Genomic DNA, 14,916 nt, shown 5'->3' with positions numbered 1-14,916 from the left:
ATTCATACGGAGGAAATATGCAGATAATCATTGTAGGCTGCGGGAAGGTTGGCTCGACCCTGGCGGAACAGCTCAGCAGGGAGGACAACGACGTCACGGTCCTGGATATTAACGGACAGCGTGTAGAGCAGCTTGTAAACGAACTTGATATTATGGGATACATAGGCAGCGGCATCAGCTTTGACACGCTGATGGAGGCGGGCGTGAAGAAGGCGGACCTTCTGATTGCAGTCACCGGCTCGGACGAGCTGAATCTGATGTGCTGCCTGATTGCGAAAAAAGCGGGCGACTGTCTGACGATTGCCCGCGTGCGCAATCCGGAGTACAGCAGGGAGACAGAATTCTTAAAAAAAGAACTCGGACTGGCAATGGTCATCAATCCGGAGCTGACGGCGGCGGGGGAGGCGGCAAGAGTGCTGCGCCTTCCGACGGCAATCAGCGTGGAAGTGTTTGCCAAGGGCAAGGTGGAGGTCTTGAAATTCCGCATAAAACCGGACTCACCGCTCTGCCGTATGGAGATCCAGGAGATTGGACCCAAATTAAAAAGTGACATTCTGGTCTGCGTGGTCGAGCGCGGCGGAGAAATTATCATCCCGAACGGCACCTTTGTTCTGCAGGAGCGGGACAATGTGTATGTTGCGGGCGCCCAGAAAAAAACGGCGGAATTTTTTAAGCGTATCGGCATCGGCTCCAGACCGGTAGACAACATCATGATTGTGGGCGGAGGGAAAATCAGCTTTTATCTTTCCCATATGCTGCTTGCCAACGGCATCGATGTGAAAATCATTGAAAAGGATGCCGCCTGCTGCGAAATGCTCAGTCAGAAGCTTCCCGGCGCGACGATTATTCACGGGGACGGCACCGACAAAGCGCTTCTTCTGGAGGAGGGGCTGGACCGCGCGGATGCGTTTGCTGCGCTTACCGGAATGGATGAGGAAAACATTTTTCTGTCCCTGTACGCAAAGACGCAGTCGAACATCAAGACGATTACGAAGATCAACAGGATCTCCTTCGATGAGGTGGTTGACGGACTGGACCTGGATACCGTGATATACCCGAAGGATATTACGGCGGAATATATTATCCGCTATACGCGCGCACTCGGAAATTCCATCGGAAGCAACGTGGAGACCATGCACCGGATTGCCGGCGGCAAGGTAGAGGCGCTGGAGTTTGTCATCCGCGAAAATGCGCCGGTGGTCAACATTCCGCTGATTGACCTGAATCTGAAAAACGATATTCTTGTGGCGTGCATACAGCGCGGCGGCCGGATTATCCTTCCGCGCGGAAATGACTGCATGAAGGTGGGAGACGGCGTCATTGTAGTTACCTCAAGGACAGGGCTGAAGGATATCAGAGATATTCTCGGAAAGAGCAGGTCGGGACAGTAGGATGAATTACAGAATAATAGGCTATATACTGGGGCATGTGTGCTGTTTCGAGGGAGCGTTTCTGGCGCTGCCGTTTCTGGTTGCCCTTATTTACCGGGAGTATGCGGTCGGGGCGGCATATCTTGGAACCGCCGTTCTCTGCACGGTCATAGGGGCGGTATTTGTTCTGAAGGTGCCGAAGGATAAACGGCTTTACACGAAGGAGGGACTGGTCGCGGTTTCCTTAAGCTGGATTCTGCTGAGTGTCCTCGGTGCGCTGCCGTTCCGGATTTCCGGGGAGATACCGCATTATGTGGATGCGCTGTTTGAGACGATCTCCGGTTTTACCACGACCGGTTCCAGTATTCTGACGGATGTAGAGGCGATGTCCCACGCCGGGCTTTTCTGGCGCAGCTTTACCCACTGGGTGGGCGGCATGGGCGTGCTGGTGTTTATTCTCGCCATTATCCCCTCCAGAGGCGGCGCCTTTATGAATCTGATGAAGGCGGAGAGCCCCGGACCTTCCGTCAGCAAGTTTGTGCCGAAGCTGCGCGATACGGCGATTTTTCTCTACAGTATTTATATGGGCATGACGATTATCCAGCTTGTTCTGCTGCTGCTTGGCGGAATGCCGGTTTTTGATGCCGTTACGCTTACGATGGGCACCGCGGGTACCGGCGGCTTTGCAGTGAAAAACAGCGGAATCGCAGAGTATACGTACTACCAGCAGGCGGTCATCACGATTTTTATGATTTTGTTCGGTGTGAACTTTAATACCTGGTTCCTCGTTGTCAGAAAAAAACCGAAGCAGGCGTTTAAGTCGGAGGAGGTGCTGACGTATTTCGCGATTATCGCGGTTTCTGTGCTTATTATCACCTTCAATATCCTGCCGGAGTTTCCGAACCTGCTGCAGTCGTTTCATCACGCGGCGTTCCAGGTCGCCTCAATTATTACGACGACCGGATACTCCACGCGGGACTTTAATATGTGGCCGCCGCTCTCGAAGACTATTCTGGTGATTCTGATGTTTATCGGCGCCTGTGCCGGCAGCACCGGCGGCGGTATCAAGGTTTCGCGTGTCATTATCATGGTGAAGGGCATCGGCAAGGAAATCCGGATGCTTCTGCACCCGCGCAGCGTCCACAAGGTGCGGATGGACGGGCGACCGATAGAGCATGAGGTGGTGCGCTCCGTGAACGTATATCTTGCGGTGTATGTGCTGATTTTTATCGGCTCCCTGCTGATTATTACGCTGGACGAGAAGGATCTGGTGACGAATTTTACGGCGGTTGCCGCTACGCTGAATAACATCGGTCCCGGACTGGAGGTCGTCGGGGCGGCGGGGAATTTTTCCTCGTTTTCGGACCTGTCGAAGCTGGTGCTCTGTCTGGATATGCTGGCGGGACGTCTGGAGCTGTTCCCGATGCTGATGCTTTTTGTGCCCTCTGTGTGGACGCGGCATCGGCCGGCAAAAATCAGAAAAAAGGAAGCGTAAAAAATGTTCGGAGAATGTCACGCTCATTTGTTTATGAACGGAAGCAATTACCGCCAGGCGGTAAATGACCATAAAAACGGCGTAAATACCGCGCGCGTGCGGGAGCATCTGGAGGCGTACCGCGCGTGCGGGATTACTTATATCCGGGATGGCGGGGACCATTTCGGCGTCTCTTTACAGGCGCGCGCCCTGGCGGGGGAATACGGGATCACATACCGCACGCCGGTGTTCGCCATCCACCGCGCGGGGCATTACGGGGAAATTGTCGGAAAGAGCGCGCAGACCCTGGATGATGTGCGCCTGCTTGTGCAGGAGGTGCGCCGGGAGCAGGGGGATTTTGTGAAAATAATGGTATCCGGTCTGGTTGACTATAGCGGTTTCGGGCTGCTGAGTGAGCCGGCGCTGGAGAAAGGATGGATAGCGGAAATGATTCACATTGCACATGAGGAGGGCTTTGCCGTTATGGTGCACGCGAACGGAGCGGATGCTGTGCTGGCGGCGGTGGATGCCGGGGCGGACAGTATCGAGCACGGAAATTATATTGACCGGGAATGCATGGCGGCTATGGCGGAGCGCGGATGCGTGTGGGTGCCGACGATTGTGACCACGCGGAATCTTATCGGCTGCGGCAGATACGATGACAGGATTCTGGAGCAGATTTATGATATGGAGTGCGAAAATCTGGTCTGTTCCTGGGAGCTGGGCGTGCCGCTGGCGGTCGGAAGCGACGCCGGCGCCTATATGGTGCCGCACGGACAGGGCGCCGTCTGCGAGTACGAGACCTTCTGCGAGGTGCTGAAAGATGTACGGAGGGAGGATCTGGACGGGCATCTGCAGGAGAGCGAGGCGCAGATACGGCGTGTATTTGCACAGCCGCAGTAACGGTGCGCCGGATGTCCTGGGAGCTGCGTGGTATAAACTGGAAGATATCAGGGTATACTGGAAAATAGAAAAGGAGGACTTGTAATGAAGATTTTATTTTTCGGAACAAAAAGTTATGACAGGCAGTTCTTTGACGAGACATGGAAGGAAAAGGAATATGAGGAAATCCAGCTCGATTATGTGGATACGCTGCTGATACCGGACACGGCGAGACTGGCGCAGGGCTATGACGCGGTGTGCGCGTTTGTAAACATGGACTTAAGCGCGCCGACGATTGAGACGCTGGCGGACTGCGGCGTCCGCCTGATTCTGATGCGCTGCGCGGGCTTCAATAATGTGGACCTTGAGAAGGCGGAGGAGAAGGGCATCACGGTTATGCGCGTGCCGGGCTACTCCCCGGAGGCGGTGGCGGAGCATGCAATGGCGCTGGCGCTGACGGCAAACCGTCATACGCACAAGGCGTATGTGCGCGTGCGGGAAAATGATTTCAGCCTGTCCGGGCTGATGGGTGTTACGCTGTACCAGAAGACGGCGGGTATCGTCGGCACCGGAAAAATCGGCGCGGCGATGGCGCGTATCTGCCGCGGCTTCGGCATGAAGGTGCTGGCGTATGATGTTTACAAAAATCCCTCGCTTGATTTCGCGGAATATGTGGATCTGGATACGCTCCTTGCGCAGTCGGATCTGATTTCTCTCCACTGCCCGCTGACCGAGGAGACGCATCACATGATTAACATAGAGACGATTGAAAAGATGAAGGACGGCGTAATCCTGGTGAACACCTCCAGAGGTGGTCTGATAAAGACGGACGATCTGATTAAAGGCATCCGCGAAAACAAGTTTTTTGCGGTTGGTCTGGATGTGTACGAGGAGGAAAACGGCAGCGTTTATGAGGACCTGTCGGATGCGATTCTGGCGCATTCCACGGTGGCGCGCCTGTTAAGTTTCCCGAATGTCATGGTAACATCCCACCAGGGCTTCTTTGCAAGAGAGGCGCTGCAGGCAATCAGTAAGACGACAATGGAGAACGCCCTCAGCTTTATGCAGGGAAAGAAAAACGGGAATGAAGTAGAATAGCAGAAGCGGGAGCTTCGAAACCTACAGGACCTGCCACCGGCAGCTCCCTTCGGACGCAAGGCAACAAAAAAGGCTGCATTTCATACACTAACATATAGCAATATGGGAGGTATGAGATGCAGCCTTTATTAGAGTGCAGGAATGTCAATTATTCCTATCACACGGAGCAGGGCGAGACGCACGCCCTTTCGGATATATCGTTTCAGGTAGAAGACGGCGCGTTTGAGGTGATTGTCGGACCGAGCGGCTGCGGGAAATCAACGCTGCTTTCGCTCATCTGCAATCTGCTTTCGCCGGAATCCGGCGAGGTGCTTTTGAACGGGAAGCCGGTCGGGGAGCATATGGATTTTCATATCGGCTATATGCCGCAGAAGGACCAGCTTTTTGAATGGCGCAATATTTACGGAAATGTGACGCTCGGTCTGGAAATCCAGCGATGTATGACGGCGGAGAATATACAGTTTGCGGAAAAACTGATGAAGGAGTACGGACTGTGGGATTTCCGGCATGTAAAGCCCAGCCAGCTCTCCGGCGGGATGCGGCAGCGGGCGGCGCTGATAAGGACGCTGGTGCTGCGTCCGTCCCTGCTGCTTCTGGATGAGCCGTTTTCCGCTCTCGATTATCAGACGCGGCTTTCGGTTGCGGACGATATTTACGGTATTATTAAAAAGGAGCACAAAACGGCGGTTCTGGTGACGCACGACCTCGCAGAGGCGGTCAGTATGGCGGATAAGGTGCTGGTGCTGTCCAGCCGTCCGGCGCGCATTGTAAAGGAGCTGACGGTTTCCTTTGATTTGCCGGAGCGCACGCCGATGGCGTCGCGCAATGCTCCGCAGTTTAAAGAATATTTTAACCAGATATGGAAGGAGCTGAACACCTATGCGCGGGAAGCAGAAGCCATGTAAGGGATACCGGTGCAGAACAGAGCAGAAGCCATGTAAGGGGCACCGGTGCGGAACGGAAACGAAAGATGGTCTGTGCAGAACCTGTCCGTGCGGGGAGGATATGGCGGCAAGCAGCCTGCCGGATATCTCTGTGCGGCAGCAGGAATATCTGGCAAAGCGCGGAAGGCACCGGACATTTGTAAGGGTGATGCGGGTATTTCTACTGATTGCCTTTCTGGGGCTGTGGGAGGCGGCGGCAGATTTTGGCTGGATAGACGGCTTTATTTTCAGCAGTCCAGGCAGGATCGCGCGCACCTTCGCAGGCATGGTGCAGGACGGCAGCATTTTTGAGCATGTCGGGGCGACACTGATGGAAACCGTGGCAAGCTTTGTGCTCGTCGTTATCGTCGGACTTTTCTGTGCGATTCTGCTCTGGTGCAGTGATAAATTATCGGAGATCCTGGAGCCGTATCTGGTGGTGCTCAACAGCCTCCCGAAATCGGCGCTGGCGCCTCTTCTGATTGTCTGGCTGGGAGCAAACCGCACCACCATCATTGTCGCCGGGATGTCGGTGGCGATTTTCGGCACGATTTTAAATCTTTACACGGGCTTCCGGGAGGTCAGCCAGGATAAAATGAAGCTTATCTATACGCTCGGCGGGAAGCGCCGCCATGTGCTGACAAAGGTGGTGCTGCCGAGCACCGTTCCGGCGACCATCAGCATCATGAAGGTGAACATCGGACTGTGCCTGGTCGGTGTTGTCATAGGGGAGTTTATCGGTGCAAGGTGCGGTCTTGGCTATCTGATTATTTACGGCAGCCAGGTATTCAAGCTGGACTGGGTGCTGATGAGTATTGTGATACTCTGTATTATCGCGATGGCGCTTTACGCGCTCATCAATGCGGCGGAGAAATGGTATCTGAAGCGGATTTAAAGGGCAGGCATATCAGATGGGGCGGCAGCGGCATCTGATATGTCTGCAGTTTACATAGCGGTAATGTGCTGGAGCATTCCGGGCTGCCAGGGACGCTGCTTATGCCGGTATTAACTGCCTGTTTTCTGTAATCCGGGGATGTGATTCACAGGAAAAGGGGTGGAAATGTGAGGGATAACAGGTTATAATACAACTGTGGAAAAGAGCGGGTGTACTGCCCGGAACGGCTGCATTCAGGAGGGAATATGAGACGGTTAAAGACAGAGCAGTTTTCGGAAACTTATACGGTGCGTGAAATCAGGGAGGCGGATATCGGTGCAGTCTGCGATTTCTGCCGGACAAATCCCCTTTATTATGAGGTGATTGGCGAACAGTGTGCTGCGCCGGAGGATATCCGGCGGGATATGCAGGCTCTGCCGCAGGGGAAGGAAAAGAAGGATAAATACTATACCGGGTTTTTTGAGGATGGACATCTGATTGCCATGCTGGATCTGATAGACGGATACCCGGATGAAAAAACAGCGTTTATCGGATTTTTTATGGTCGATGGGACAGAGGCGGGCTGCGGCATCGGTACCCGCATCATCGACGGTCTGTGCGATTACCTGGGCAGGGCGGGTTTTGAGAAAGTGCGGCTGGCGTATAACCGCGATAACCCGCAGGCAAAGCACTTCTGGGTGAAAAATGCCTTTCGCGCAATAAAGGAGACAGACCATCCCTACGGCAGGATGATTGTCGCGGAACGCAGTCTGCAGGCGCCGGAGGAGAGCCGGAGCGTGGAGCGCGGCGCGGAAGGATGACAGAACAGTAAAAGAAACGGAGAAGAGAAATGAAATCAATCGTATTATGTTACAATCTGGAGGGAACGGATAAGGGCAGGAAGCTTGCCGGTATTTTCCGGCTGCTCGGCTGTGAGCTGCGTCATGTACAAAAACAGGAGCTTCTGGCGCCAATCGGCGCTCTGGCGGGGATTTTCGCGGAGGACGCTGCAAAACAGCCATATCTGGGAAGCGGCTTTCCGGAGGAGATGCTCGTGCTGCACATGGCGGGGGAGGAGGTCCTGGATATCGCCCTGCAGATGATGCGCAAAGAGCAGGCGGCAGTGGCATTGAAGGCGGTGCTTACTCCGCATAACATGCAGTGGAGCTCGCTGGAGCTGTATGAGGAAATCCGCCGGGAACACGCTGCGATGGCGGGAAGGCGGGCACCGGAGCAATAAAGAAGCAGCAGTCAGGATAAAGAAGCCGCTATCTTCCGCCATATACATAGCGGAAGATAGCGGCTGTTTTGCGCCTAAAGCAGGCTTTATTCCAGCTCGAATGCGCCGGTATATAATTGATAATATTTTCCGTGCTGGGCAATCAGCTCGTCGTGCGTGCCGCGCTCGATGATGCGTCCCTGTTCGAGCACCATGATAGCGTCGGCGTTGCGGACGGTGGAGAGGCGGTGTGCGATGACAAACACCGTGCGCCCCTTCATCAGCGCGTCCATACCCTTCTGTACGATGGACTCCGTGCGGGTATCGATGCTGGAGGTTGCCTCATCCAGAATCATGACCGGCGGGTCGGAGATAGCGGCGCGGGCGATGGAGAGAAGCTGGCGCTGTCCCTGGGAAAGCTCGGAGCCGTTGCCGGAGATTACCGTGTTGTAGCCCTGCGGCAGCATTTCGATAAAGTCATGCGCATTGGCGATCTTTGCCGCCGCGTAAACCTCCTCGTCCGTGGCGTCCAGCTTGCCGTAGCGGATATTTTCCATAATCGTGCCGGAAAACAGGTTCGTATCCTGCAAAACCATGCCGAGAGAGCGGCGCAGGTCCGGCTTTTTGATCTTATTGATATTGATGTCGTCGTAACGGATTTTCCCGTCGGCGAGGTCGTAAAACCGGTTAATCAGATTGGTGATGGTCGTCTTCCCGGCTCCGGTGGCGCCGACAAAGGCAATCTTCTGACCGGGCTTCGCATAGAGCGAAATATTGTGGAGCACGATTTTATCCGGATTGTAGCCGAAATCCACATCGTAGAAGCGGACGTCGCCCTCCATCTTTTTATAAGTGAGCGTGCCGTCGCCGTGACGGTGCTTCCACGCCCACATGCCGGTGCGCTCCGGACATTCTGTCAGCTCGCCGTTTTCGTATTTCGCGCGTACCAGCGTCACGTAGCCGCCGTCCTCCTCCGGCTTCTCATCCATCAGATCAAAAATACGTCCGGCGCCGGCAAGCGCCATTACGATGGAGTTAAACTGCTGCGAAATCTGTCCGATCGGGTTTGTGAACGATTTGGAAAGCTGCAGGAAGCTGGCAATCATACCGATGGTAATGCCGCCGATATTATTTAAGGCAAGGACGCCGCCCACGATGGCGATAATCACATACTGCAGATTTCCGAGGTTGCCCATTATCGGCATCAGAATATTGGCGTAACGGTTCGCGTTGGTGGCGTTGCTGCAGAGCTCCTCATTGAGCTTATCAAAAGCCTCCTTCGAGCGGTCCTCGTAGTTAAAAACCTTGACGACCTTCTGCCCGTTGATCATTTCTTCGATATAGCCGTTTGTTTCGCCGAGCGAAGCCTGCTGCCGGATAAAATAGCGTCCGCTGTTTCCGGCTATCTTCGACGTGACGCGCAGCATAAAGAATACAGAAACGGCGACCACGAGGGAAAGGTACAGGCTGGTCGTCAGCATGGCGACGATTACCGATACGATCGTGACAGCGGAAGAGAGCATCTGCGTAAGGCTCTGGGAGAGCATCTGCCGCAGCGTATCCGTATCGTTTGTGTAGCGGCTCATGATGTCGCCGAAAGCGTGAGTGTCAAAATACCGGATGGGAAGCGTCTGCATATGCGCAAACATTTCATCGCGGATGCGCTTCTGCACGCCCTGGGCGATCGTGACCATTGTTCTGGAATAAATCAGCGTCGCCAGCACGCCCGCCAGATAGATTGCCGCCATTTTCAGAAGCGTCTGCAGCAGCGGACCATAGTCCGGGGAAGCCGATGACAGCAGCGGCGTAATATAGTCGTCGATCAGCGTCTGCAGAAACAGGGAGGCGATGACGCCGGTGACGGAGCTTATCAGAATGCAGACCAGCACCAGAATCATCTGGAATTTGTAATCCCTGCCGATATAGCCGAGCAGACGTTTCAGCGGAATCATGGGATTTGTTTTCTGTGTATTTGCTTTATTCATCGTCCGATTCCCCCTTTACCTGAGAATAGTAAACCTCCTGATAAATATGATTGGAGGCAAGCAGTTCATCGTGCGTGCCGATGGCGGAAATCTGTCCGTTATCCATGACAATAATCTTGTCGGCGTTCTGGACAGAAGAGATACGCTGCGCGATGATCAGCTTGGTCGTATCCGGGATTTCCTCTGCGAACGCCTGCTGGATCAGCGCGTCGGTGCGGGTATCCACCGCCGAGGTGCTGTCGTCCAGAATAAGGATTTTCGGCTTCTTCAGAAGCGCGCGGGCGATGCAGATACGCTGCTTCTGACCGCCGGACACGTTGGAGCCGCCCTGTTCGATATGCGTATCGTAGCCGTCCGGAAAGGCACGGATAAAATCGTCCGCCTGGGCGAGACGACAGGCGTGAATCATTTCCTCGTCCGTCGCATCCTTATTTCCCCAGCGCAGATTGTCTTTGATGCTGCCGGAGAAAAGCACGTTCTTCTGCAATACCATCGAAACGGCGTCGCGCAGAACCTCCAGGTCGTAGCGGCGCACGTCGATGCCGCCCACCGTCAGCGTACCCTCCGTGATATCGTACAGACGCGGAATCAGCTGCACCAGCGAGCTTTTTGCGCTTCCGGTACCGCCGATGATGCCGACAGTCTCACCGGATTTAATTTCCAGATTGATGTCCTTCAGGCTCAGACGGTTTTTGTCGCCGGAATAGCTGAAGGAGACATGGGAGAAGCAGATATCGCCATTTTTTACCTCCATCACCGGCTGCGCGTCGTCGCGGATGTCCGGCTGCTCCTCAAGAACCTCGTCGATACGTTCCACGGAAGCCTTGGACATGGTCACCATGACAAAAATCATGGAGAGCATCATCAGGCTCATCAGAATCTGCATGGTGTAGGTAAACATGGAGGTAAGCTCCCCGGTCGTCATGGTGCCGGACACGATCATATGTGCGCCGAACCAGGAAATCAGCAGCATACACGCGTACACACATGCCTGCATGGAAGGACCGTTGAAGGCGAGGATTTTTTCTACCTTATTAAAATCTTTAAAAATCATTCCGGAGATATCATTGAATTTCTCCTTCTCAAAATCCTCGCGCACAAAGGATTTCACAACGCGGATGCCGTGGACATTTTCTTGGACCACGTTGTTCAGCTTGTCGTAGGTCTTAAACACGCGCATAAAAATCGGATGCGCGGTTCTGGTAATCAGACCGAGCACGCATCCGAGTATCGGAATGATCGCCAGATAAATAAGCGCAAGGCGCGGATTGATTTTGCACGCCATCACAAAGGCGGAAATCAGCATAATCGGCGCACGCACCGCGACGCGGATAACCATCTGGTAGGCGTTCTGGACGTTCGTCACGTCGGTGGTCAGCCTGGTTACCAGACTGGAAGTGGAAAAGTGGTCAATGTTTATAAAAGAAAATTCCTGCACCTTGTAAAACATCTTCTGGCGCAGATTTTTGGCAAAGCCGGCGCTGGCTACCGCGGCATAATGTCCGGAGAGCGCGCCGCACGCCAGGGACGCCATAGCAGCGACTATCAGAATAAGCCCGTAAAAGAGAATCCTGTTCATATTGCCGCTGGAAATACCCTCGTCAATCAGACTGGCCATCAGCAATGGAATCAGTACCTCAAGGATTACCTCAAGCGTAACACAGACGGGTGCCAGAACAGAGGGCTTTTTGTATTCTCCGACACAGCGGAGCAGATTCTTCAGCATAAAATATCATCCTCCTGTTTTTCGTGTATTTGACGGCAGGGATGTGTTGTGCTGCTGCCGTTCAGCATCTGTGAGATGGTTTTCAGCATGGCGATAAGCTGCTTCTCCTCTTCATCTGACAGACAGCCGGCGAGAGAGGCGTCAAATTCCTGAATCGCGCAGTTCATCTGCTGCGCGACCGTACGCCCTTTCTCTTTCAGTACAAGCTCTTTTAAACGTGCATCTCCGGGAGCCTGCTTCCGGACGATATATCCGTTCTGCTCCAGATGCGACACAACGCTTGTGACGGTGGAGCGGCGGATGCCGAAAAGCTTTTCGATATCCCGGTGGTAAACGTGCTGTCCGGTATGCTCCGCATACAGCAGATTGGTTAAAATACGGCTCTGCATACCGGTAATGCCGTATTTTGCGGCGATTCCGTCGATGCAGCGTTTAATCTGATAGGAAACCATGTTGATCCATTTTCCAATGTGTTCTTTCTGACTACAATAAATGATACTCACCTCACATATCTGCTTTGGACAAAATGTTCGAAGCTAAATTGTTTGAAATCTAATGATTAGAAATCGAACATATTTTAATCCGCAGATTCTATTTTGTCAATTGTATTTTTATATTTTTTCTGATATACTGTTCATGAAAGCTACGAATCACAGCCAATGTAGGTTTGCGCATGTGGGTGGAGGGCTGTGAACCGTAGCCCATGATAAAAGCGAGAAGGAGAGGATACCATCATGAGTATTACATTTGACAAATCACTGGAAACAGGAAATGAATTAATTGACAGCCAGCACAAGGAGCTGATTGCCAGAGTAAATAAACTGACGGAGGAGTGCACTCCGGGCAAAGAAAAAAACGTTGCTGTGCAGACACTGGATTTTCTGATGGACTACACCGTTATCCACTTTGCGGACGAGGAGAAGCTGCAGGAGGAGCACAATTATCCGCTGCTTGCGCAGCATAAGGAGCAGCATGCGGCGTTTGTGAAGGCGGTGGACGAGCTGCGCGAGATGCTGGAGGAAGAGGAAGGACCGAGCGAGGCGTTCGTGGAAGCAGTGAAGAAGAACGTGGTGGACTGGCTGGTTGTCCATATCCAGGGATGGGACAAAAAGGTTGCAGAGTACGTCTGTGCAAAATAGAATGTCCTATGAATAACCGCAATTTCCAACGGGAACTGGACAGCGTGATTACAGGACTGGCAGGAGAAGCGCCGGTCCTGTTTCTGCATAGCTGCTGCGCGCCCTGCAGCAGCTACGTGCTGGAATACCTGTCGCAGTATTTCCGGATCACTGTGTTTTATTATAATCCCAACATCGCCCCGGAGGAGGAATACCGGAAAAGGGCGGAGGAGCAGCAGCGTCTGATACGCGAAATGCCCTTGAAATATCCGGTGAGCTTTGTGGAGGGGGATTTCGACGACACGCATTTTTACGAGGCTGTCCGCGGGCTGGAGAAGGAGCCGGAGGGCGGCGCGCGCTGCCGCGTCTGCTTTGAGCTGCGCCTGCGGGAGACGGCGCGCAGGGCGGCGCTGATGCATGCGGATTATTTTGCCACCACGCTTACCATCAGCCCCTTAAAAAATGCGGCGGTCATCAACGAAACCGGAGAAAAGCTGGCGCGGGAATATGGGGTTTCCTGGCTTCCTTCCGATTTTAAGAAAAAGAATGGCTTTAAGCGCTCCGGAGAGCTGTCCGCGCAGTATGGACTGTACCGCCAGAATTACTGCGGATGCATATTTAGCCGGTAGGGTGTATTTTCATGCTTGCGGGTGCAGGGAAAATATGATACACTCCTCATGTGATGATGCCAGGGGACAAATGGACATCCAGAACATGTTTTTTGATGCCTGTGGAGGCTCATTTGTTAGGCAATTCATATGATACCAGGGGCAGATGCTCCTGACACCAACAAGAAGACTGCCGCCCGCATCGTTTGCTGAGAGGAAAGGAAATGGCGGCAGGAGACGAAAGAAGGGAATTTTTATGGCACAGCTATGGGGCGGCCGATTTACCAGGGAGACAGACGAGCTGGTATACCGGTTCAACGCATCCGTAACATTCGATAAGAAGTTTTACCGGCAGGATATTCAGGGAAGTATGGCGCATGTAAAGATGCTGGCGAAGCAGGGCATCCTGACAGAGCAGGAGAAAGAACAGATCCTGGAAGGTCTGCAGGGCATTCTTACCGATGTGGAAAACGGAAAGCTGCAGATTACCGAAAAATATGAAGATATCCACAGCTTTGTGGAGGCAAACTTAATAGAGCGCATCGGCGATGCCGGCAAAAAGCTGCACACCGGCAGAAGCCGCAACGACCAGGTGGCGCTGGATATGAAGCTTTATATACGCGATGAGATTGCGGAGATAGACGGGCTTTTAAAGACGCTGCTTACGAAGCTGCTCGCGATGATGGAGGAGCATACGGAGACATACATGCCGGGCTTTACGCATCTGCAGAAGGCGCAGCCGGTTACGTTTGCGCATCATCTGGGCGCTTATTTTGAAATGTTTAAAAGAGACAGACAGCGGCTTAGTGATATCGCAAAGAGGATGAACCTCTGTCCGCTGGGCAGCGGCGCGCTTGCAGGCACCACCTATCCGCTGGACCGCGATTATACGGCGGAGCTGCTTGGCTTTGACGGGGCGACTCTGAACAGCATGGATTCCGTGTCGGACAGGGATTATCTGATTGAGCTGCTGGCGGCAATGTCCACGATTATGATGCATCTGAGCCGTTTCTGCGAGGAAATCATCATCTGGAACACGAATGAATACCGCTTTGTGGAGCTGGACGACGCATACAGCACCGGAAGCAGTATTATGCCGCAGAAGAAAAATCCGGATATTGCGGAGCTGATACGCGGAAAGACAGGGCGTGTGTACGGGGCGCTGACGGCGCTTCTCACAACCATGAAGGGGCTGCCGCTTGCATATAATAAGGATATGCAGGAGGATAAGGAGCTGACCTTCGACGCAATCGATACGGTGAAGGGCTGTATTGCGCTGTTTACCGGAATGATTTCAACAATGAAAGTAAACAAAGGCCGCATGGAGGAGAGCGCAAAGCAGGGCTTTACAAATGCAACGGATGCCGCGGATTATCTGGTAAATCACGGCGTGCCGTTTAGGGACGCCCACGGCATTGTCGGCAGACTGGTGCTTGCCTGCATTGAAAAGGGCATTGCGCTGGATGAGCTTTCTCTGGAGGAATACCGGGAAATCAGTCCGGTATTTGAGGAGGACATTTATGAGGCTATCAGCCTGAAGACCTGCGTGGAGAAGCGTCAGACAGCCGGGGCGCCCTCACAGAAGGCGATGCTGCAGGCGATTGCGAAAGAGCGGGCGTATCTGGAAGAAAATTAAAGG

General features: G+C 53.5%; 14 protein-coding genes. 11 read left to right on the top strand and 3 right to left on the bottom strand.

From position 1 onward, the window contains the following. Positions 1-17 precede the first annotated feature (17 nt). From trkA to NQ534_RS20595, 8 genes are all read left to right on the top strand, one after another. Entirely contained in the window at positions 18-1,391 is a 1,374-nt protein-coding gene (gene trkA / locus NQ534_RS20630; RefSeq protein WP_074679825.1) for a Trk system potassium transporter TrkA, read from the top strand. 1 nt (position 1,392) lies between these two features. Then, entirely contained in the window at positions 1,393-2,865 is a 1,473-nt protein-coding gene (locus NQ534_RS20625; RefSeq protein ID WP_006861779.1) for a TrkH family potassium uptake protein, read from the top strand. Between the two features lie 3 nt (positions 2,866-2,868). Beyond that, entirely contained in the window at positions 2,869-3,747 is an 879-nt protein-coding gene (locus tag NQ534_RS20620) for an amidohydrolase family protein (RefSeq protein ID WP_006861780.1), read from the top strand. Between the two features lie 84 nt (positions 3,748-3,831). After that, positions 3,832-4,824 (top strand): 2-hydroxyacid dehydrogenase, encoded by a 993-nt coding sequence (locus NQ534_RS20615; RefSeq protein ID WP_006861781.1) that lies wholly within the window; start codon positions 3,832-3,834, stop codon positions 4,822-4,824. Positions 4,825-4,940: 116 nt separating this feature from the next. Beyond that, positions 4,941-5,729, top strand: coding sequence for an ABC transporter ATP-binding protein (locus NQ534_RS20610; protein ID WP_006861782.1), 789 nt, complete (start codon positions 4,941-4,943; stop codon positions 5,727-5,729). A 100-nt stretch (positions 5,730-5,829) separates the two neighbouring features. Beyond that, on the top strand, positions 5,830-6,642 hold the full coding sequence (locus tag NQ534_RS20605; protein WP_006861783.1) for an ABC transporter permease: 813 nt from the start codon (positions 5,830-5,832) through the stop codon (positions 6,640-6,642). A 245-nt stretch (positions 6,643-6,887) separates the two neighbouring features. Continuing rightward, a complete protein-coding gene (locus NQ534_RS20600; RefSeq protein ID WP_006861784.1) occupies positions 6,888-7,442 on the top strand; it encodes a GNAT family N-acetyltransferase in 555 nt (184 codons plus the stop codon). Positions 7,443-7,471: 29 nt separating this feature from the next. Continuing rightward, the gene (locus NQ534_RS20595; RefSeq protein WP_006861785.1) at positions 7,472-7,861 is read left to right on the top strand and encodes a DUF3783 domain-containing protein; all 390 of its coding nucleotides are present in this window, start codon (positions 7,472-7,474) and stop codon (positions 7,859-7,861) included. Between the two features lie 86 nt (positions 7,862-7,947). On the opposite strand, the gene NQ534_RS20590 is transcribed toward NQ534_RS20595, so the two are convergent. From NQ534_RS20590 to NQ534_RS20580, 3 genes are read right to left on the bottom strand one after another with little or no spacing between them, the layout of a single operon-like run. Beyond that, a complete protein-coding gene (locus NQ534_RS20590) occupies positions 7,948-9,825 on the bottom strand; it encodes an ABC transporter ATP-binding protein (RefSeq protein WP_006861786.1) in 1,878 nt (625 codons plus the stop codon). After that, entirely contained in the window at positions 9,818-11,551 is a 1,734-nt protein-coding gene (locus NQ534_RS20585) for an ABC transporter ATP-binding protein (protein WP_006861787.1), read from the bottom strand. The genes NQ534_RS20590 and NQ534_RS20585 overlap by 8 nt, the downstream gene beginning before the upstream one ends. Continuing rightward, positions 11,545-12,054 (bottom strand): MarR family winged helix-turn-helix transcriptional regulator, encoded by a 510-nt coding sequence (locus NQ534_RS20580; RefSeq protein ID WP_143115692.1) that lies wholly within the window; start codon positions 12,052-12,054, stop codon positions 11,545-11,547. The genes NQ534_RS20585 and NQ534_RS20580 overlap by 7 nt, the downstream gene beginning before the upstream one ends. A 231-nt stretch (positions 12,055-12,285) precedes the next feature. On the opposite strand from NQ534_RS20580, the gene NQ534_RS20575 reads away from it, so the two are divergent. The 3 genes from NQ534_RS20575 to argH all read left to right on the top strand — a co-directional run bounded on the left by NQ534_RS20575 (position 12,286) and on the right by argH (position 14,913). Next, positions 12,286-12,690: a bacteriohemerythrin gene (locus tag NQ534_RS20575; RefSeq protein WP_006861790.1), complete on the top strand. Its 405-nt coding sequence runs from the start codon at positions 12,286-12,288 to the stop codon at positions 12,688-12,690. An 8-nt stretch (positions 12,691-12,698) separates the two neighbouring features. Then, the gene (locus NQ534_RS20570; RefSeq protein ID WP_006861791.1) at positions 12,699-13,298 is read left to right on the top strand and encodes an epoxyqueuosine reductase QueH; all 600 of its coding nucleotides are present in this window, start codon (positions 12,699-12,701) and stop codon (positions 13,296-13,298) included. Positions 13,299-13,533: 235 nt separating this feature from the next. Then, the gene (gene argH / locus NQ534_RS20565; protein WP_040783055.1) at positions 13,534-14,913 is read left to right on the top strand and encodes an argininosuccinate lyase; all 1,380 of its coding nucleotides are present in this window, start codon (positions 13,534-13,536) and stop codon (positions 14,911-14,913) included. The last annotated feature ends 3 nt before the right edge of the window (positions 14,914-14,916 follow it).

Origin of the sequence: Marvinbryantia formatexigens DSM 14469 (assembly GCF_025148285.1) — a bacterium.
Taxonomy (GTDB): Bacteria; Bacillota; Clostridia; order Lachnospirales; family Lachnospiraceae; genus Marvinbryantia; species Marvinbryantia formatexigens.
The sequence above is the reverse complement of the archived record's forward strand: the minus strand, read 5'-3'. Positions and strand labels throughout refer to the sequence as shown.